This window comes from Pseudomonas putida (assembly GCF_002025705.1).
GTDB classification, from domain to species: domain Bacteria; phylum Pseudomonadota; class Gammaproteobacteria; order Pseudomonadales; family Pseudomonadaceae; genus Aquipseudomonas; species Aquipseudomonas putida_J.
The window spans coordinates 3,518,647-3,537,336 of record NZ_CP018846.1 but is presented as its reverse complement, the minus strand read 5'-3'; the positions used below and the strand labels follow the sequence as shown (position 1 = coordinate 3,537,336).

Below are 18,690 nucleotides of genomic sequence, written 5' to 3'. Positions count from 1 at the left end.
GGTGCTGGCAACCTGCACTCAGCGAATGAACTGCTCGATGTAGTCGTCCGGCAGGCCCAGTGCCTTGTAGTGCGCGCGGGCGCTTTCCAGCTTGGTGAACACGTCCTCGTAACCCACCGCCACGCCTTGTGGGTCGACGTAGGTGTAGCCGCCTTGCACATGGAACCAGGTGATCATTTCTTCGACATCTTCCGGTACGAACAAGGTGTGCGTCTCGCCCGGTGGCTCGTAGGCGAACGAACCTTCCTCGGCGACCCAGTCGTGCTCCAGGTAGAACCAGCGCCCCTTGAGCACCAGGGCATGCACGCCGCCGGTGTGGCGGTGGCGCGACAGCACGCCGCTCTGGCGCACCCGCAACAGGTTGATGTAATAGCCGCCGGAAACGTTCAGCAGCAGGGGCTTGAACGACACCGAGGCGGTCACCGGGACCCAAAGCTGGTCATCTTCGATCCACTTGCCCAGCACGCCGGGGTGGACCATGTCGGGCGACATGAAGGGTACTTGCGGCAGTTGATAGGGAATGGCCAGTTCGTCGGGTTTGCGGGCTACGGTCATGAGGGTTTCCACACAGGGTTTTCTTGGAATGAGCGGGGCGGTCTGCCCCGCGTTGTCGTCAGGTTATGGGTGTGCCGCAGGCCGAAAAAGGCCCTCGTCGGCACACCCGCTGTGAAGCCGTGTCACAGTTCAGGCGTTGGCTGCCTCGTCCAGGCGCAGCGAGGCACGCTGGGCCGAGAGTGCCGGTTGGCGTTTTTGCAGGTAAGCACCGATGGCCACCAGCACACCGGTCAGGCCGAGGGTGGACAGCAGCTCTGCCCGTTGCCCCGGGAAGGCCGCCATGACCGCGAACACACCGACGATGAAGGCGATGGTCAGCAGGGTCAGCCAGGGGAACAGCCACATGCGCACTTCCAGCCGCTTGCCCAGCGCCACCAGCTTGCGGCGCATGCACAGCTGGGTGACGGCGATCACCAGGTACATCAGCAGGGCCAGTGCGCCGCTGGTGGCCAGCAGAAACTGGAACACCTCGGCGGGCAGCAGGTAGTTGGCCGCCAGGGCCGCCAGCGCGGCACCTGCGGTAAGGGCGACGGCCAGCAGGGGCACGCCCTGGGCGGTGGTGTGCGATACCGCTTTCGGTGCGTCGCCGCGCCGGGCCAGCGAGTAGGCCATGCGCGAGGCGGTGTAGATGGCCGAGTTCAGGCAACTGGTCACGGCCACCAGCACCACGATGCTCATGATCCCCGGCGCCCAGGGGATGTTCATGGCATTCAGCACGGCCTGGTACGAACCCTGCGCCAGGCCGGGTGCATTCCACGGGACCAGGCACACCACGACGAACATCGAGCCGAGGTAGAACAGGCCCAGGCGCCACACCACCGCGCGGATGGCCTTCTTGATGTTGGCTTTCGGGTCACGGGATTCGGCAGCGGCGATGGTCACCACCTCACTGCCCTGGAAGCTGAACATGGCGGTCAGCAGCGCGGCGACGATGGCCACGTTACCCTTGGGCGCGAAGCCGCCGTTGGCCCACAGGTTGCTGATGCCACTGGTCGACGAGCCAGGCAGCAGGCCGAAGATCGCCAGTACGCCGAGCACGATGAAGGTGACGATCGACACCACCTTGAACAAGGACAGCCAGTATTCCAGGGTACCGAACGAGCCGACGCTGAGGCTGTTGCAGCCGATCAGCACCAGGCTGATGGCAAAGGCGGTGAAGGCGTGCGGCAAACCCAGCCAGTCGCCCAGGATGTTGCCGGCGACGATGGCTTCGATGGCAATTACCAGCACATAGAACCACCAGTACAGCCAGCCGATCGAGAACCCGGCCCAGCGGCCGATGGCCTGGTCGGCGTAGGACGAGAACGAGCCGGTGTCCGGCCGCGCCGTGGCCATCTCGCCGAGCATCTGCATCACCAGCACCACGATCGCCGCCGCGATCACGTAAGCCACCAGCACGGCGGGCCCAGCCGCAGCGATGGCGTTGCTCGAACCCACGAACAGCCCGGCACCGATGACCCCGCCAATCGAGATCATCGTCACCTGCCGGCCTTTCAGGCCATTCCCCAGCTTGTCGTTCTGTATCTGTTGTTCGCCACGCATCGGCTCGCACCTCGGTTGCACGCTTGTTGTTGTAATGGGCCATCGGCGAGACGGCCCTGGCTGCTACCTTATGCGCCAATCGGGCGCAGGATTAGGCACTGCAGCGGCATAGCGGGTGTGACGAGCGTTCACAGTTGGCGACGCCATGGCAGACATTCGCCCGCAGCTCTGGCAAGGTAGAACGCCGATCAAGCCAGGCCTGCATTGCCCCATGGATGCCTTCTACCTCATCGCCCTCGGCGCCATCGTCGCCGGTTTTGTCCAGGGCCTTTCCGGCTTTGCCTTCGGCATGGTCGCCATGTCGTTCTGGGCCTGGGGCCTGGAACCGCGGCTGGCGGCATCGCTGACTGTATTCGGCAGCCTCACCGGCCAGCTCATCGCTGTGTTCAGCGTGCGCCGCGGCTTCAGCTGGGCGCTGTTGTGGCCGTTCGTGCTTGGCGGGCTGGCCGGCATCCCGCTGGGGGTGTGGGTGCTGCCGTACCTGGACATGCTCTGGTTCAAGGCCGTGTTCGGCACGCTGCTGGTGCTGTGGTGCCCGCTGATGTTGCTGGCGCCGCGCCTGCCACGGCTGCCGGGCAACCGCCTGGCCGATGGCGCGGTGGGCCTGGTAGGCGGCGCATTGGGCGGGATCGGTGGCTTTACCGGTACAGTGCCTACACTGTGGTGTACTTTGCGCGGCTTCGAGCGCGATACCCAGCGCGCGGTGATCCAGAACTTCAACCTGTCGATGCTGCTGGTGACCATGCTCACCTACCTCGGCACCGGGGTGGTGACCCGCGACATGCTGCCTGCGTTCGGCGTGGTGCTGCTGGCCATGGCGCTGCCAGCGATACTGGGTACGCGGGTGTACCTGGGGATCAGCGAACTGGCGTTTCGCCGAGTGGTACTGAGTTTGCTGACGGCCTCCGGGGTGGCCATGCTGGCGGCGTCGCTGCCGGCATTGTTGAGCCGTTGAGCGCTTGCCTGGCGGCGCTGAACTTGTCACTCTGCGCCGCATCGATCTTGCGTGCCGAAAACAGAAGGAACCGCACCGTTGAGTTGGGACAATGTCGGCAAACTGCTGGTTGCCATGCTGCTTGGCCTGATGGTCTTGCTGGTGGCCTATGTGCTGCTCAAGGCCCCGCCACGGCTTGAGGCGACCCTGACTTACGCCTACCTCACCTATCCCAGCCAGTTCAGCGAGCGCATCAGTAAGGCCAACGAGCAGCTCAAGTACGAGCAGTTGCAGCCGCGCATCAACAGCATCAGCGGCGGCGCGTTGAACCAGTACCAGGTCGACAAGCTGATCGAACTGGCCCAGGCGCCTTATGTGCAACTGTTCGCCAAACCCTTCGAAGCCGGGTTGGTGGATCACCGCACGGGTTTGCTCATCGACCTGCACAACCGTGGCGACAGCGACGTGCGTGAGGTGAAGATCCGCCTGCCAGCCAAGGGCCTGGTGCAGGTGCGCGATTCGGCGGGCAACGACACCCTTTACGAGGCTTCGACCGCGCAGGTGGTGATACCGGCTATCGAGCAGGGCGGGGAGTGCAGGGTCTGGGTCTACTTCGATGCCGACTATTCGCAGATTCGCCAGGGGGGTATCGGTGTCAGTTTTGCGGGTGGCGAGGCGGATGTGCGGGTCTACCGCGAGTTCACCGGGTTCCCGGCGCTGGTGGCGCGCTACAGCCGCGAGCTGGTGGGGCTGCTGGGGGTGTTGTTGATGGGTGTGTTGGGGATGGGGTATGCCTGCCTGATTCGGCGACGGGCTGTGGTGTGATCAGTTCTGCGCTGGCAGCGCCTGTGAGATCGCGCGCCGCCCGCGCGGCGCATCGTGGATAAATCCGCTCCTACATCTGTTTCGGGCCAATCAATCCTGTGAGGTCACCGCTGCCCGCCTTGTTTGTAGGCCTTACGTCATGCGAAAAGGCTGGCAACCATGGCCTAACAGGTTTGGCACGTTGCAACAACTGTAGGAGCGGATTTATCCGCGATGCGCCGCGCGGGCGGCGCTCGATCTCACAGGCGCTGAATAACTTCAATCCCACCCATTCACTTGATCAGGCCGGGACCATGGCAAAGCCCACGCCAAAACGGTTCCAGGCGTTGATGGTGGCGATGGCCAAGGTCAGGTTGGCCACCTCGGCCGGCTCAAAGTGCTGCTGCAGTGCTTCGTATTCCGGCTGCGGGGCGCCACGCTCGGGCAGCCGGGTCAGGCACTCCACCCAGGCCAGCGCGGCACGTTCACGCGGGGTGAAGTAGTTCGTTTCCTGCCAGACGCACAGGGTCTGCAGGCGCGCCTCGGTCTCGCCAGCCTTGCGCGCATCATTGGCATGCATGTTCACGCAGTAGGCGCAGCCGTTGATCTGCGAGGCCCGCAGGCGCACCAGCTCCAGCAGTGAGTTTTCAAGGCCGCTCTTGGCCAGGGCCTGCTCCAGGCCGACCATGGCTTTGTAGGCTTCCGGCGAGTGTTTGGCCCATTCGATACGGTTGTGCATGGTGTGCTCCAGGGAATGCGTTGTGGACATGGCGCTACCTTAACCCCCGCCGCCCAACGCCCCGATAGCCAATCGCGCACTTTGCCGGGAGGCCAATCGGCCCATTAAGGTGGCCACTGACCTGCATCCAATCTCTTCATTTCTACCCTGACTGCCTGGACAGGATAATGACCGGGTCTTGCTTGGGAGTATCGATTCGTGATGAGAGGGGCGTTGAACCTGTTGCTGGTGATCTTGCTGGCATTGAACCTGAGGCCGATCCTGACCAGCATCGGCCCGTTGCTCGAACCGATGCGTGCCAGCACCGGGCTGGGTTACCAGCAGGCGGCGCTGCTGACGGCCTTGCCGGTGCTGTGCATGGGCCTGGTGCCGTTGCTGCAGCCCTGGCTGCGGCGCTGGATTAGCGAACACGGCGGCATGCTCGGCGGCCTCAGCGCCATTGCCCTGGCCTGCCTGTGGCGGCTGCAACTGGACAGCGCCTGGGCGCTGATCGCCAGCGCGGTGCTGGCCGGGTTGGGCGTGGCAGTGGTGCAGGGCATGATGCCAGGCCTGGTCAACCGCTGGTTCCCCAGCCGCCTGGCCGGGACCATGGGCCTGTACTCGGCGGCGCTGATGAGTGGTGGTGGCCTGGCAGCGGTGCTCGGCCCACATATCAGCGGGCACTTCGGTCACTGGCAGGCCGGGCTTGGCGTATGGGCGATCCCGGCGGTGCTGGCAGTGCTGGCCTGGGCCGCGCTGCGTCCTCGGCAAAACGCACCGAAGCTGGCCTGCGCCACCGGCGGACACTGGTTCGGCACGCGCCGGGCCTGGTTGCTGGCGCTGTATTTCGGCCTGATCAATGGTGGCTATACCAGCATGGTCGCGTGGCTGCCGGCCTATCACCTGGAACACGGTGGCACGGCGCAAGGCGGTGGCGACCTGGTGGGCCTGATGACCATCTTCCAGGTCTGCGGCGCGCTGGGCCTGCCGCTGTTGCTGCGCGGGTTTGCCGACCGTCGCCCAGGCTTGTGGCTGGCGCTGTCGATCCAGCTGGTGGGCTTCCTGGGTTTGTTGCTGGCGCCGACCCTGGCCATGGGCCTGTGGGTAGCGATGATCGGCTTTGGCCTGGGCGCCTGCTTCAGCCTGAGCCTGACCTTGACCCTGGAGCACCTCAAGACGCCCGCTGAAGCCGGCAGCCTGGCGGCATTCGTGCAGGGCATAGGCTTCATCATCACCGGCATCATCCCGTACATCACCGGTTGGCTGCGCGATATCAGCGGCGACTTCCAGGCATCGTGGACGTTGCTGAGCGTCACCGTGCTGGCGATGCTGCTGGTGACCGCCTGTTTTGCCCCGCGCGGCTATGCGGCGGCCATCGCCCGGCCAAGGCCGGGTGGCCAGGCGGCGTTGGTCAACTGAGGCGCTGCAAGGTATCGCGGACCCGGTCCAGTGCCGGGTCGATATCCAGCAGCTCGATGGCGCCGAAGCCCAGCAGCAGTCCCGGGCGTACTGGCGCTTCGTAGAAGAACGGCGCCAGTGAATACAGGCCGACTTCCACCTTGCGGGCGAGGTTGGCCAGCATCTCGACGTCCACCCCCGGCCGCGCCAGCGCGCTCAGGTGGAACCCGGCGCTGGCTGGCACGGTGCTGAACCAGGGTGCCAGGTCGTCGTCCAGCCGCGCCAGGATGCGTGCACGGCGGGCGCTGTAGATGTCGTGGCAGCGGCGGATGTGTTTGTTCAGGTAGCCCTCGCCGATGAACCGCGCCAGCGCCCACTGCAGCAAGGTCGGGCTGTGCCAGTCGCTCAGGTGCTTGGCCACGCAGGCGGCGCTGAGCACCGCCTGCGGCAGCACCGCGTAACCCAGGCGCAGTTCCGGCAGCAAGGTCTTGGAGAAGGTCCCGACATACGCCACCAGCCCTTGGCGGTCGAGGCGCTGCAGGGCATCGGCGGCCGGGCCTTGATAGCGGAACTCGCAGTCGTAGTCGTCCTCGATGATCAATGCACCGAGCTCGGCGGCACGTGCCAGCAGGGCATGGCGGCGGGCTTCGCTCAGCGGCATGCCGAGCGGAAACTGGTGCGAAGGCGTGACGTAGATCAGCCGGGTGCCATCGGCGATCTGCGCAACGCACATCCCTTCATCGTCTACCGGCACGGACTGCAGCTTTGCCCCCAGGGCCAGGAACAGCTGGCGTGCCGGCGGGTAGCCGGGGTCTTCCATGGCCACCTGGCAGCCGGGTTCGACCAGCACCCGGGCGATCAGGTCCAAGGCCTGCTGGGCGCCGTTGCACACCAGCACGTCCGCGGCACTGCAATGGACGCCGCGGGCGTAGGCGATATGGTGGGCAATGGCTTCGCGCAGTTCAGGCAGGCCCTGGGCGGAAAACTGGCGCTCGGGGTGGCGCTGGCTGCGGCGCAGGGCGTAGTTCAGGCAGCTGCGCCATTGGTCGAAGGGGAACTGCGCCTTGCTTGAGGCGCCGCCGACAAAGTCGTAGCGCGAAGGTGCCTCCTGGGTGCGCCGGGCGAGCACCGTGGCGCGTTGCTGCCAGCGCTGCAATGAAGCGGCAGCGGCCAGCGGCACGGTTTGGGATTCATCGCTGCGCAGCGGTTGGCGCGGGGTGATGAAGGTGCCGCGGCCGACCACGCCGCTGAGCAGGTTGTCGTAGGTCAGCCGCGAGTAGGCTTCGGCCACGGTCTTGCGCGACACGCCCAGTTGCTCGGCCAGCAGCCGGGTCGGCGGCAGTTGCGTGCCGGCGGCCAGGTGGCCGCTGTCGATGCCGGCGCGTAGCTGCTGATAGAGCTGGTCGGCCAGGCCTTTGCGGCCGTCCAGGCGGATATGCAGTTCCATGATCACTGTCCGAAGCATGAGAGTGCTGAGGATAGCGGATCAGAGCCTTACGGTGCTTACCGTGATGTAGCCCTTGTCGTTGAGGTCGATGCGGATGACCGTTTCATCTGCAGAGGCCTTGCGCTTCTGCTTGATGCTCACGCCTTTGACGCCGATGGCGCGCATCCGGTGGCTGATGGCTTGCCCGCACGGGTTGAAGAAGAGTTCGCTGGCCAGCAGTTCGATGCGCTCGACCAGTTGCCGGGTGCGCTCGTCGGTGGCACAGAAAAACAGCACACCGGAGAGGTGCGGGTCGTCATCGGGGTTGCTGACGTCGTGGGCCAGCAGTTCGCGCAGGGCACTGCGCAGTTCGACGGTGGTGCGGGTTTCTGGGTGCATGCGCAGCCTCCTCTGGGTCGCAGACTCGATCTTGTTTTCACCGATCCACGGCGACAAGTAAGACGCTTCAGAACAGGCTGTAGGAATTTTCTGATGGTGCGAAGAGAGTGCTTGCGCTGCCTTGATGCGGCACAATTCTTCGACTGATTTCTGCGCTGAGCGAGGACACCGATGAACAGCCACTTCCAAGCCGTCGACCTGCAAAAGGCCTACCGCCTGCTCAACCATGGGCCGACCGTGCTGGTGTCGGCCAGCCATGCCGGCGTGGACAACGTCATGGCCGCTGCCTGGGCCTGCGCGCTGGACTTCGACCCGCCCAAGGTCACGGTGGTGCTGGACAAGATTGCCCGCACCCGGCAGTTGGTCGAGGGCAGCGGCTGGTTCGTGATCCAGGTACCGACCGCCGCCCAGGCGCAGCTCACCCATCAGGTGGGAACCCGCAGCCTGTTCGACCAGCCCGACAAGCTGGCCAGCATTGGCGTGGAGCTGGCGCGGGTGGAGGGGTACGCGGCGCCGCTGGTCGAGGGCTGTTCGGCCTGGCTGATGTGCCGGGTGATCGACGAGCCGCATAACCAGAGCACCTATGACCTGTTCATTGGCGAAGTGGTGGCGGCCTGGGCGGATGACCGGGTGTTTCGCGAGGGGCATTGGGCTTATGAGAGTGCCGACCCGCAGTGGCGTAGCCTGCACTATGTGGCGGGTGGGCATTTTTATGCGATTGGCGAGCCGGTGGTGGTCGCCCCGCAAGAATGAGGTCGCCAGTGGCGGCCTCATTCCTGTAGGAGCGGCCTTGCGTCGCGAACGGGCTGCGAAGCGGCCCCAGGATATCAGCCGTGTTGCGAAGATTGCTGGGGCTGCTTCGCAGCCCATTCGCGACACAAGGCCGCTCCTACAAGAGCGGCGTTACCTTTTAACCTCCTGCTTGAACTTCAAGCGCCACCCATGCAGCAACGGCTCGGTATACCCGCTGGGCTGCTCGCGCCCCTTGAACACCAGCTCCTGCGCCGCACGGAATGCGTGCGACCCCGCGAAATTCCCGGCCATCGGCCGGTACGCCGGGTCCCCGGCATTCTGCTGGTCCACCACCTTGGCCATGCGCTGCAGCGTCGCCTCGACCTGGTCACTGCTGACCACCCCATGGTGCAGCCAGTTGGCGATGTGCTGGGCCGAGATACGCAAGGTGGCGCGGTCCTCCATCAGCCCGACGTCATGGATGTCCGGCACCTTCGAACAACCCACTCCTTGCTCGACCCAGCGCACCACATAGCCGAGGATGCCCTGGCAGTTGTTGTCCAGTTCGGCCTGGATATCGTCCGCGCTCCAGGGCCGGCCCGGGCTTACCGGAATGCTCAGCAGGTCGTGCAGCAGCTGTTCGCGCTCAGCCCCCAGGTCGACCTGCTCCAGCTGTGCCTGCACCGCAGGCACGTCCACCTGGTGATAGTGCAGCGCATGCAAGGTCGCGGCAGTGGGTGAGGGCACCCAGGCGGTGTTGGCGCCGGCGCGTGGCTGGGCGATCTTCTGTTCGAGCATGGCCGCCATCAGGTCGGGCATGGCCCACATGCCCTTGCCGATCTGCGCCTTGCCGCGCAGGCCGCAGGCCAGGCCGACCAGCACGTTGCTGCGTTCGTAGGCCTGAATCCAGGCGCTGCCTTTCATGTCGCCCTTGCGCAGCATGGCGCCGGCCTCCATGGCGCTGTGCATCTCATCGCCGGTGCGGTCGAGGAACCCGGTGTTGATGAACACCACCCGCGCCGCCGCGCTGGCGATGCAGGCCGCCAGGTTGACGCTGGTGCGCCGCTCTTCGTCCATGATGCCCATTTTCAAGGTGTGCCGGGGCAGGCCCAGCAGGTCCTCGACGCGGCCGAACAGCTGGTCGGCGAAGGCGACCTCGGCCGGGCCGTGCATCTTCGGCTTGACGATGTACAGGCTGCCTTCGCGGGAGTTGCCGCGGCGCTTGAGGTCGTGCAGGCCGATCAGGCTGGTGACCACGGCATCGAGGATGCCTTCGGGGATCTCCCGGCCATCGCGGTCGTGGATCGCCGGGTTGGTCATGAGGTGGCCGACGTTGCGGATGAACAGCAGCGAGCGGCCGGGCAAGGTCAGTGGCTGGCCATTTGCACCGTGGTATTCGCGGTCCTTGGCCAGCGCGCGGGTAAAGGTCTTGCCACCCTTGATTACCTGCTCGCTGAGGTCGCCCTTCATCAGGCCCAGCCAGTTGCGATAGACGTTGACCTTGTCCTCGGCATCCACCGCCGCCACCGAATCTTCGCAGTCGATGATGGTGGTCAGCGCGGCCTCGACAAGAATGTCCTTGACCCCGGCGCGGTCGGCCTTGCCGATGGTGCTGGCCGGGTCGATCTGGATTTCGAAGTGCAGGCGATGGTGTTGCAGCAGGATTGCCGTTGGCTGGCTGGCCTCGCCTTGATAGCCGCGCAATTGCGCAGCCTCTTCGAGGCCGACCTGGCGGCCATCGCTCAAGGTAACCTGTAGCTTGCCCTGGTTGATCACGTAGGCCTGGGCGTCAGCATGGGAAGCGCCTGCAAGCGCTGCCGAGCGGTCGAGAAAATCCCGGCCGAACGCAATCACCCGTGCACCGCGCAGCGGGTTATAGCCTTGGCCGCGCTCGGCGCCGTCATTGTCTGCAATGGCGTCGGTGCCATACAGCGCATCGTACAGCGAGCCCCAGCGGGCGTTGGCGGCGTTCAGGGCATAGCGGGCGTTGCTCAGCGGGACTACCAGTTGCGGGCCGGCTTGCTCGGCGATTTCGCGGTCGACCTGGGTGGTGCTGATACGCGCCAGCTGTGGCGTGTCGACCAGGTAGCCGATGCTGCGCAGGAAGGCCTGGTAGGCGGGCATGTCGCTGATCGGGCCGGGGTGCGTGTTGTGCCAGCTGTCCAGTTCGGCCTGCAGGCGGTCGCGTTCGGCGAGGAGCTCGCGGTTGCGCGGGGCGAGGTCGTGGACCAGGGTGCTGAAGCCTTGCCAGAAGCTGGCGGCGTCGATGCCGGTGCCGGGCAGCACTTCATCCTCGATGAAGCGTTGCAGGGTCGGGTCGACCTTGAGTTGATGGGTCATTGTCTTCTCGCTCGGTGTTCAGGTTTCAGAAAATATGCCGCTTGTGCCGGCCTCTTCGCGGCTCAAGCCGCTCCTACAGGTACTGCGCAACCTTTGAAACCTGTGCGGTCCTTGTGGGAGCGGCTTTAGCCGCGAAAAGGCCGACGCCGGTTCAAAGGGCAGCCACGCCCGCCTTGGCCACCTGGGCATCCTGTTCGGGCTTGACCCCGGACACGCCGATGGCACCTACCACCTGGCCATCGACCAGCACTGGCACACCGCCTTCCAGGCTGGTCAGCAGCGGTGCGGTGACGAAGGCGGTGCGCCCGCCATTGACCATCTGTTCGAAGTCGCGGGTTTCCTTGCGCCCCAGTGCGGCGCTGCGGGCCTTTTCCACGGCGATGTAGGCGCTGGACGGTGCGCAGCCGTCCATGCGCTCCAGGGCCAGCGGATGGCCGCCGTCGTCGACCACGGCGATGGTCACGTTCCACTGTTGCGCCTGGGCTTCCTGGCGGGCGGCAGCGAGCAGGCGGGTGACTTCCGCCTGGCCGATCACGGACTTGCTATGCATGGCTGTTCTCCTGGCTCAAGGCTGCTTCGACGATTTCGATCCAGTGCCGCACCGGCGTGCGCCCGGCCCCGTCGAGGTGGGTCTGGCAGCCAATGTTGGCGGTGGCGATGACTTGCGGTTTGCCGCTTTCAAGCGCATTCAGGCGGTTGTCGCGCAGTTGCCGCGACAGCGCCGGCTGGGTCAGCGAATAAGTGCCGGCCGAGCCACAGCACAAGTGGCCGTCCGGCACCGGGGTGAGGGTGAAGCCCAGCCGCGTCAGCAGGCTTTCCACCTGGCCGCCGAGCTTGAGCGCATGCTGCAGGGTGCATGGGCAATGGAAGGCCAGGCGCTGTTCGGCGCACAGGCCGAGCTGTTCGATCGGCTCGTCGCGCAGCACTTCGACCAGGTCCCGCGACAGCGCGCTGACCCGTGCCGCCTTGGCGGCGTAGTGCGGGTCTTTTTCCAGCAGGTGGCCGTAGTCACGCACAAAGGCGCCGCAGCCACTGGCGGTCTGCACGATGGCCTCGGCACCTGCCTCGATGGCCGGCCACCAGGCATCGATGTTGCGCCGTGCGCGTTGCAGGCCCTGTTCCTGGGCATTGAGGTGGTAATCCACCGCGCCGCAGCAACCTGCCTCGCAGGCCGGTTCCACGCTGATGCCCAGGCGGTCGAGCAGGCGCGCGGTGGCCGCGTTGGTGTTGGGCGACAAGGCGGCCTGCACGCAGCCTTCGAGCAACAGGATGCGCCGGGCATGGCGCGGTGCGGGGCGTTCGCCGGCCGGCGCCACCTGGGCCGGCAGCTTGCTTTTGAGGCTGGCCGGCAGCACCGGCCGCAGGGCCTGGCCGGTGCGAGTCAGCGCCTTGAACAGCGCCGGGCGCGGCACCACTGCGCGCAGGCCCTGGCGCAGCAGGCGCTGGCCGAGCGGGCGCGGTACCTGCTGCTCGACCACGGCGCGGCCGATATCAAGCAGGTCGTGGTACTTCACCCCTGACGGGCAGGTGGTTTCACAGTTGCGGCAGGTTAGGCAGCGGTCCAGGTGCAGTTGTGTGCTGGCGGTGACCGGCGCGCCTTCAAGCACCTGCTTGATCAGGTAGATGCGCCCACGTGGCCCGTCCAGTTCGTCGCCGAGCAACTGGTAGGTCGGGCAGGTGGCCGTGCAGAAACCGCAGTGCACGCACGAGCGCAGGATGCTTTCGGCTTCTTCGCCGCGGGCCAGGCGCTTGGCGCTTTCGCTCAGGTTGGTTTGCATGGGCGTGGCCTCACAGGTCCGGGTACAGGCGGCCAGGGTTGAACACGCCCTGGGGATCGAGTTGCTGCTTGAGGGCGTGGTGGTAGCGCATCAGTGCTGCGGGCAGCGGGGCGGTGCTGTCATCGCCCGGGGTGTAGCCGGTGGCGTGGCCGCCGACCTTGGCGGCCTGTTCACGGATCAGCTGCGCCGGTGCCGTCGACTTGAGCCAGCGTTGTGCGCCGCCCCAGTCGATCAGCTGTTGCCCAGGCAGGTCGAGATCACCGCTGGCCGTCGGCACCGACAGCCGCCACAGCGGTGCCGGGTCATTGAAGAAGGCCAGGCGCTGTTCGCGCAGGTCGCTCCAGAAACGGCTGTCGAGTTCGTCGCCGCCCAGGCGTTGGCGGGCCGACTGCACCGAGCCTTCACCGCCCTCCAGGCGCAGGTACAAGGTATCGCCAGCGTGGCAGGCCGCGCTGATCGGCAACGGTTGCTGGCCCCATTCGGCCAGTTCGGCCAGGGCCTGGTGGCGGTCCATCGGCAAGCGCAGGCTGAGGCATGCACGTGGGCGTGGCAGTACTTTCAGCGACACTTCGGTCAACAGCCCCAGGCAGCCAAAGCTGCCGGCCATCAGCCGCGAGACGTCGTAGCCTGCAACGTTCTTCATCACTTCGCCACCAAAGCGCAGCAGCTTGCCGTGCCCGGTGATCACCCGCGTGCCGAGCACATAGTCACGTACCGACCCAGCCCACGGCCGGCGCGGCCCCGACAAGCCGGCCGCGACCATGCCGCCAAGGGTTGCCTCGGCGCCCAGGTGTGGTGGCTCGCAGGGCAGCATCTGCCCGGCCTCGTGCAGCGCCGCTTCGATTTCCAGCAACGGCGTACCTGCGCGGGCCGTGAGCACCAGCTCGGTCGGGTCGTAGCTGACGATACCCCGGTGGGGGCGGGTATCGAGTATTTCGCCGGCCACCGGGCGGCCGAGCATGGCTTTGCTGTTGCCACCCTGGATGCGCAGCGGCGTGCCCAGGTTCAGGGCCTGGTTGACCTGTTCGAGCAGGTCCTGGCTCATGTCGCGGTCCATGCTCATCAGAAGCGCTCCAGCTCGGGGAAGGGCAATTGCCCGTGATGCACGTGCAGGGCGCCGAACTCGGCGCAGCGGTGCAGGGTGGGGATGTTCTTGCCCGGGTTGAGCAACCCTTGTGGGTCGAACGCGGCCTTCACGGCGTGGAACAGGGTGATTTCGTCGCTGTTGAACTGCGCGCACATCTGGTTGATTTTCTCGCGCCCCACACCGTGCTCGCCGGTGATACTGCCGCCCACCGCCACGCACAGTTCAAGGATGCGCCCGCCGATGGCCTCGGCGCGTTCCAGCTCACCCGGCAGGTTGGCATCGAACAGGATCAGCGGGTGCATGTTGCCGTCGCCGGCGTGGAACACGTTGGCCACGCGCAGGCCGTATTCCTCGCTCAGTTCGCTGATGCCCTTGAGCACCCGGGGCAGTTCGCGGCGCGGGATGGTGCCGTCCATGCAGTAGTAGTCCGGCGAAATGCGCCCCACCGCCGGGAAGGCGTTCTTGCGCCCGGCCCAGAAGCGCACGCGCTCGGCTTCGTCACAGGCCAGGCGTACTTCGCGGGCACCGGCTTGCTTGAGCACCCCGGCTACGCGCTCGCAGTCTTCCTGGACATCGGCTTCCACGCCATCCAGTTCGCACAGCAGGATGGCGGCCGCGTCCACCGGGTAGCCGGCATGGATGAAGTCCTCGGCGGCGCGGATCGCCAGGTTGTCCATCATCTCCAGGCCGCCGGGAATGATGCCGGCGGCGATGATTTCGGCCACGGCACGGCCGGCGTCCTCGACACTGTCGAAACTGGCCAGCAGCACCCGCGCCACCTGGGGTTTGGGCAGCAGTTTGACGGTCACTTCGGTAACGATGCCGAGCATGCCTTCGGAGCCGGTGAACAGCGCCAGCAGGTCGAAACCCGGGCTGTCGAGGGCGTCGCTGCCCAAGGTCAGGCGTTCGCCCTCGACGGTGAGGATCTCGACCTTGAGCAGGTTGTGCACGGTCAGGCCGTATTTCAGGCAGTGCACGCCACCGGCGTTTTCCGCGACATTACCGCCGATCGAGCAGGCGATCTGTGAAGAAGGGTCGGGTGCGTAATACAGGCCATGGGGCGCGGCGGCCTGGGAGATGGCCAGGTTGCGCACACCGGGCTGCACCCGGGCGAAGCGGCCTTGCGGGTTGACTTCAAGAATGCGGTTGAAGCGCGCCATCACCAGCAGGATGCCTTTGGCCAGCGGCAGCGCGCCCCCCGACAGGCCGGTACCGGCACCGCGGGCCACCACCGGCACGCCACGCTGGTGGCAGAGCTTGAGCAAGGCCTGCACCTGTTCCAGGCGTTCGGGCAGCACCACCAGCAGCGGCACGGTACGGTAGGCCGAGAGGCCGTCGCACTCATAAGGCTTGAGGTCTTCCGCGCGGTGCAGGACTTCCAGGTCGGGGAGGGCATCACGTAGCGCCTGCAGCAGCGCGGGCAGATCCACGGCGGGCAGCGCTCCGTCGACACGTTCGTCGTAGAGGATGTTCATGAGGCTCACTCAGCGGCAGTTTTTGTAGTTGTTGGCAAACCGATCACCCTTGCAGCCTGCGCGCCTGGGCGGTGTGGGTCGAGGGTGTGGGGCACTGGTCCTACCAGTTTTTCCGCGAGGTACTGGCTATCCATGGGTTTGAGCGGCTAGATTGGAAGCGTCGATGGCAGTGGTCCTACCAGTTGGAGTCTGCACATGGGAATTGAAGGCAAGGCCAAGGTCGCCGACCAGGTGGCCGAGCGGGTCGAGCGGCTGATCGTCGAAGGCGTGCTCAAGGTCGGCCAGGCCTTGCCGTCGGAGCGGCGCCTGGTCGAGAAACTCGGCTGCTCGCGTTCGGCGCTACGTGAAGGCCTGCGCATCCTGCGCGGGCGCGGCATCATCGATACCGAGCAGGGGCGGGGCTCGTTCGTTGCCGACCTTACCGGGCAAGCCAGCGGCACGCCATTGATGCACCTGTTCAGCTCACAGCCGCGCACGCTGTTCGACCTGCTGGAGGTGCGTGCCTTGCTAGAGGCCGAGTCGGCGCGCCTGGCGGCCTTGCGCGCCACCGATATCGACCGCCTGCTGATCCGCCGGCGTTATGAAGACATGCTGGAGGCCCACGCTGCTGCCGAAACCCTCGACCCCCGCGAGCACGCGCGGCGCGACCACGCGTTTCACCGGGCGATCAGCGAGGCGTCGCACAACCCGGTGCTGGTGCATACCTTGCAGTCACTGAGCGACCTGACCTTGAGCACGGTGTTCGCCTCGGTCAACAACCTGTATTGCCGGCCGGCGCAGAAGCGCCAGATCGACCGCCAGCATGCACGGTTGTATCACGCGGTGATGGAGCAGTTGCCCGAGCAGGCGCAGCGGGCGGCGCGCGAGCATATCAACGGGATTCGCGACAGCTTGCGCGAGATCGAGCAGGAAGAGCAGCGCCTGGTCAGGGCGACCATGCGCATGGATGGTTGGGGGTGATATCAGCCTGTACCGGCCTCTCGCGGCTAAAGCCGCTCCTACAAGGGTAGCGCTTCACCTGTAGGAGCGGCTTTAGCCGCGAGAGGCCGGTACAGGCAGTGCATTACTGTGCCAGGTGCCTGATCATCGCCACGGTCAAGTACAGCCGCGGTGCAATGCTGCCCAGTTCGATGTATTCATCGTCCCCGTGCAACCCGGCCCCGACCACCCCCAGCGTTTCCAGCACCGCGGGCTTGTCGCTGCCCGGCACATAGGCATACCCGGCGTCGGTACCGAAACGCATGGCAATCGGCTCGATCTTGTACCCAGCCTCCGCGTACAGCTGCTGCGCTGTCTCGGCCAACGCGCTCGAAGCCTGGTTGCGAGCCAGCGGTGGCCGGCCTTTTTCGACCACGACACTGGCCTGGGTGTCGGCCACCAGTTGCTTTTTGACGATGCGCTGGGCGTCGGCCTGCACCCGGTCGGTTTCGCCCAGGTCCGAGTAGCGCATGTCGGCTTCGGCCGTGGCCAGTGCCGGAATGATATTGGCCTTTTCACCAGCCTTGGCCAGCGTCCAGTTCACCGTGGTGCCTTTGCTGGCATCGCCAAGGTCCTTGAGCTGGAGCAGCTGGTGCGCGAGCTCGGTCAGCGCATTGCGACCTTCCTCCGGCGCAGAACCTGCGTGAGAGGCACGGCCCTTGACCTCGAGCTTGAGCCGGTTGATGCCGTTGGTGGCGACGGTCACCGCGTCTTTGTCCGGCGGCTCGTAAGAGAACACGTAGTCATGCTTGCGGGCCAGTTCGGCAATGATCTGCCTCGACCCGGCAGACCCCATTTCTTCATCCGGGTTGAACAGCACGGTGAGCGTGCGATAACCCTTGAACTGCTGATCGTTCAGTAACTTCAGTGCGTGCAGGATCATCGCCACCCCGCCTTTGGCATCGGCGACGCCCGGGCCATAGGCGCGTGTGCCTTCGACCCGGAAGGGGCGTTTGGCGACGGTGCCGGGGACGAACACGGTGTCGTAGTGCACCATCAGCAGGAAATCCTTGCTGCCGGTGCCTTTGAACGTACCGACGATATTGTCGCCCACCGAAGGTTTGGCGGGCTGTACCTGCACTTCGGCGCCCAGCGCCTTGAGGCGCTTCACCAGCTCGGCACTGATATGCGTCAGGCCCGCTTCGGTGCCGGTGCCGGTATCTACCGAGACCAGGCCCTGGAGGGTCTGCAGGTACGCTGGCTGTTCGCTTTCGGCTTGCTTGAGCAGGTCCTTGGGGGTGACTTCAGCGGCAGTTGCCTGGGTACAGGCGATCAGTAGCGCCAAAGCGATGGCGTGGGGAGGGCGAGGCAATGGCATGGGGTCTTCCTTGTCATGGTGAGTCCTTGAGCCTAGCCATCAAGCTCGATGTTGCCCATGGTCAACCCTCTTCCACAGGCACACCGGCGCTGTGGCAGCCGCAGGTGCGCCCGTGGTTGAGGTTCAATGATGAGCGATCGGGTCATCCTGGGACAGGATTGCCCGGGCCAGCTCTTCGTCACTGGCCTGCAAGCCTGGATGGTCCTTGCGGGCCTGTTCCAGCGCCGACTCCACATAGGCGCCACGGATGGTACCGCCGCTGGCGACGAACGCTGAAAGCTCATCACGGGCGGGGATGATCCGTTTGTCATCCTTGAAGGTTGAATACAGCGAAGCGGAGACACCTGCCGAAGTGGCAACGTCGCCTGCATCGACTTTGGCCAGCGCAACTCCGGCAGGCAGCAGGAGCAGCAGCGCAGGGGCGAGGATTAGGTGGCGCATGTCGTGTTCTCCAGTAACGTGAAGCACAAGGAAATAAACCACTCAGTGTTTAAGATGGCGGGCGAGTGGTGGGAGTTCCCTGCTTTCTGCCGGAGCGTCGTTACGCCTTACACCTTGCTGCCCAGCAAGCGTTGCAGCGAGGTGTCGAAATCGCGCAGGGCATCGGCCTTGGCGGCCTGTTCATCGTCCAGCATCCGCGCCACGTCGTTGACCTCCTTGTGCGCGCGCCCTTCGGCGCGGCCGATGTAGCTCAGCTGGCTGTCGAAGAAGCGCGCCACCACCCGGCTCTCGATGTCGGCCGTGGCCAGGCGGCTTTCGCTGTCCAGCAGCACGATCACGTCCGGATGGTCGGCGAGCAGGCTGTCCAGGTCTTCATAGAAGGTCACCTCGGCGAACTGCTGGGCCAGCGAACGTGCCAGCCAGTCGTAGGCCTGGCTGCCACCGCTGAGGGTGGCCACCGGAATGCTGCGCGGTTGCTGCCTGGTTGCCGCCTCGCCACGGTGCTGCTGCAGGTAGTTGAGGGTGCTTTCGGCATTGCGCCCGAGCAGTACGGCCACGCGCTGCCCCGGGGCCAGCGCGACGCTGGAAATGGCCGTGGCCGAGTAGAAGTGCCCGTAGGGCTGGGCACCCTGCTGGCTAGCCGGCGCGGCACAACCGCCAAGGGCAGCGAACAGGGCGAGCAGGGCAGCGAGCATGCCGGTTTTCATGGGGAGCGCCTCATCGATCAGTGAATGCCGCCATCTTCCGCCCGCAGCAGCGGCGGCG

At 65.7% G+C, this 18,690-nt stretch carries 18 protein-coding genes; 5 read left to right on the top strand and 13 right to left on the bottom strand.

Features of this window, described 5'->3' with window-relative positions; translation table 11 throughout:
• Positions 1 to 18 precede the first annotated feature (18 nt).
• Positions 19 to 555 (bottom strand): 2,4'-dihydroxyacetophenone dioxygenase family protein, encoded by a 537-nt coding sequence (locus BUQ73_RS15900; RefSeq protein WP_079228777.1) that lies wholly within the window; start codon positions 553 to 555, stop codon positions 19 to 21.
• A gap of 129 nt (positions 556 to 684) precedes the next feature.
• A complete protein-coding gene (locus tag BUQ73_RS15895) occupies positions 685 to 2,097 on the bottom strand; it encodes an amino acid permease (RefSeq protein ID WP_079228776.1) in 1,413 nt (470 codons plus the stop codon).
• Between the two features lie 145 nt (positions 2,098 to 2,242).
• On the opposite strand from BUQ73_RS15895, the gene BUQ73_RS15890 reads away from it, so the two are divergent.
• Both BUQ73_RS15890 and BUQ73_RS15885 read left to right on the top strand, forming a co-directional pair.
• Positions 2,243 to 3,052: a sulfite exporter TauE/SafE family protein gene (locus tag BUQ73_RS15890; RefSeq protein WP_237772710.1), complete on the top strand. Its 810-nt coding sequence runs from the start codon at positions 2,243 to 2,245 to the stop codon at positions 3,050 to 3,052.
• 78 nt (positions 3,053 to 3,130) lie between these two features.
• On the top strand, positions 3,131 to 3,856 hold the full coding sequence (locus BUQ73_RS15885) for a hypothetical protein (RefSeq protein ID WP_079228774.1): 726 nt from the start codon (positions 3,131 to 3,133) through the stop codon (positions 3,854 to 3,856).
• 280 nt (positions 3,857 to 4,136) lie between these two features.
• On the opposite strand, the gene BUQ73_RS15880 is transcribed toward BUQ73_RS15885, so the two are convergent.
• The gene (locus BUQ73_RS15880) at positions 4,137 to 4,574 is read right to left on the bottom strand and encodes a carboxymuconolactone decarboxylase family protein (RefSeq protein ID WP_027920436.1); all 438 of its coding nucleotides are present in this window, start codon (positions 4,572 to 4,574) and stop codon (positions 4,137 to 4,139) included.
• 201 nt (positions 4,575 to 4,775) lie between these two features.
• On the opposite strand from BUQ73_RS15880, the gene BUQ73_RS15875 reads away from it, so the two are divergent.
• Positions 4,776 to 5,972, top strand: a complete 1,197-nt coding sequence (locus BUQ73_RS15875; RefSeq protein WP_079228773.1) for a CynX/NimT family MFS transporter — start codon at positions 4,776 to 4,778, stop codon at positions 5,970 to 5,972.
• Here the strand turns inward: BUQ73_RS15875 and BUQ73_RS15870 are convergent.
• Both BUQ73_RS15870 and BUQ73_RS15865 read right to left on the bottom strand, forming a co-directional pair.
• Entirely contained in the window at positions 5,965 to 7,398 is a 1,434-nt protein-coding gene (locus tag BUQ73_RS15870; RefSeq protein ID WP_079228772.1) for a PLP-dependent aminotransferase family protein, read from the bottom strand. The two genes, BUQ73_RS15875 and BUQ73_RS15870, sit on opposite strands and share 8 nt — an antisense overlap.
• Before the next feature lie 39 nt (positions 7,399 to 7,437).
• On the bottom strand, positions 7,438 to 7,776 hold the full coding sequence (locus BUQ73_RS15865; RefSeq protein WP_079228771.1) for a hypothetical protein: 339 nt from the start codon (positions 7,774 to 7,776) through the stop codon (positions 7,438 to 7,440).
• A gap of 171 nt (positions 7,777 to 7,947) precedes the next feature.
• Here BUQ73_RS15865 and BUQ73_RS15860 point away from each other — a divergent pair, with 171 nt between their 5' ends.
• The gene (locus BUQ73_RS15860; protein ID WP_079228770.1) at positions 7,948 to 8,529 is read left to right on the top strand and encodes a flavin reductase family protein; all 582 of its coding nucleotides are present in this window, start codon (positions 7,948 to 7,950) and stop codon (positions 8,527 to 8,529) included.
• A 150-nt stretch (positions 8,530 to 8,679) separates the two neighbouring features.
• Here the strand turns inward: BUQ73_RS15860 and BUQ73_RS15855 are convergent, their stop codons facing one another.
• From BUQ73_RS15855 to glcD, 5 genes are all read right to left on the bottom strand, one after another.
• Positions 8,680 to 10,848: a malate synthase G gene (locus BUQ73_RS15855; RefSeq protein ID WP_079228769.1), complete on the bottom strand. Its 2,169-nt coding sequence runs from the start codon at positions 10,846 to 10,848 to the stop codon at positions 8,680 to 8,682.
• Positions 10,849 to 10,999: 151 nt separating this feature from the next.
• Positions 11,000 to 11,398: a heme-binding protein gene (locus BUQ73_RS15850; protein ID WP_079228768.1), complete on the bottom strand. Its 399-nt coding sequence runs from the start codon at positions 11,396 to 11,398 to the stop codon at positions 11,000 to 11,002.
• Positions 11,391 to 12,626, bottom strand: coding sequence for a glycolate oxidase subunit GlcF (gene glcF, locus BUQ73_RS15845; RefSeq protein ID WP_060485004.1), 1,236 nt, complete (start codon positions 12,624 to 12,626; stop codon positions 11,391 to 11,393). Before glcF ends, BUQ73_RS15850 begins: the two co-directional genes overlap by 8 nt.
• 10 nt (positions 12,627 to 12,636) lie before the next feature.
• Entirely contained in the window at positions 12,637 to 13,689 is a 1,053-nt protein-coding gene (glcE, locus tag BUQ73_RS15840) for a glycolate oxidase subunit GlcE (RefSeq protein WP_079228767.1), read from the bottom strand.
• Positions 13,689 to 15,188 carry a glycolate oxidase subunit GlcD gene (glcD, locus tag BUQ73_RS15835; protein ID WP_079228766.1) on the bottom strand — a complete coding sequence of 500 codons (1,500 nt, stop codon included), beginning with the start codon at positions 15,186 to 15,188 and terminating at the stop codon, positions 13,689 to 13,691. The genes glcE and glcD overlap by 1 nt, the downstream gene beginning before the upstream one ends.
• Positions 15,189 to 15,383: 195 nt before the next feature.
• On the opposite strand from glcD, the gene glcC reads away from it, so the two are divergent.
• A complete protein-coding gene (glcC, locus tag BUQ73_RS15830; protein WP_079228765.1) occupies positions 15,384 to 16,148 on the top strand; it encodes a transcriptional regulator GlcC in 765 nt (254 codons plus the stop codon).
• Between the two features lie 103 nt (positions 16,149 to 16,251).
• On the opposite strand, the gene BUQ73_RS15825 is transcribed toward glcC, so the two are convergent.
• The 3 genes from BUQ73_RS15825 to BUQ73_RS15815 all read right to left on the bottom strand — a co-directional run bounded on the left by BUQ73_RS15825 (position 16,252) and on the right by BUQ73_RS15815 (position 18,632).
• Complete coding sequence (locus tag BUQ73_RS15825) at positions 16,252 to 17,484, bottom strand: M20/M25/M40 family metallo-hydrolase (protein WP_079228764.1); 1,233 nt, start codon at positions 17,482 to 17,484, stop codon at positions 16,252 to 16,254.
• A 123-nt stretch (positions 17,485 to 17,607) separates the two neighbouring features.
• Positions 17,608 to 17,925, bottom strand: a complete 318-nt coding sequence (locus BUQ73_RS15820; RefSeq protein WP_079228763.1) for a DUF2388 domain-containing protein — start codon at positions 17,923 to 17,925, stop codon at positions 17,608 to 17,610.
• Between the two features lie 107 nt (positions 17,926 to 18,032).
• Complete coding sequence (locus BUQ73_RS15815; RefSeq protein ID WP_079228762.1) at positions 18,033 to 18,632, bottom strand: hypothetical protein; 600 nt, start codon at positions 18,630 to 18,632, stop codon at positions 18,033 to 18,035.
• Positions 18,633 to 18,690: the final 58 nt, after the last annotated feature.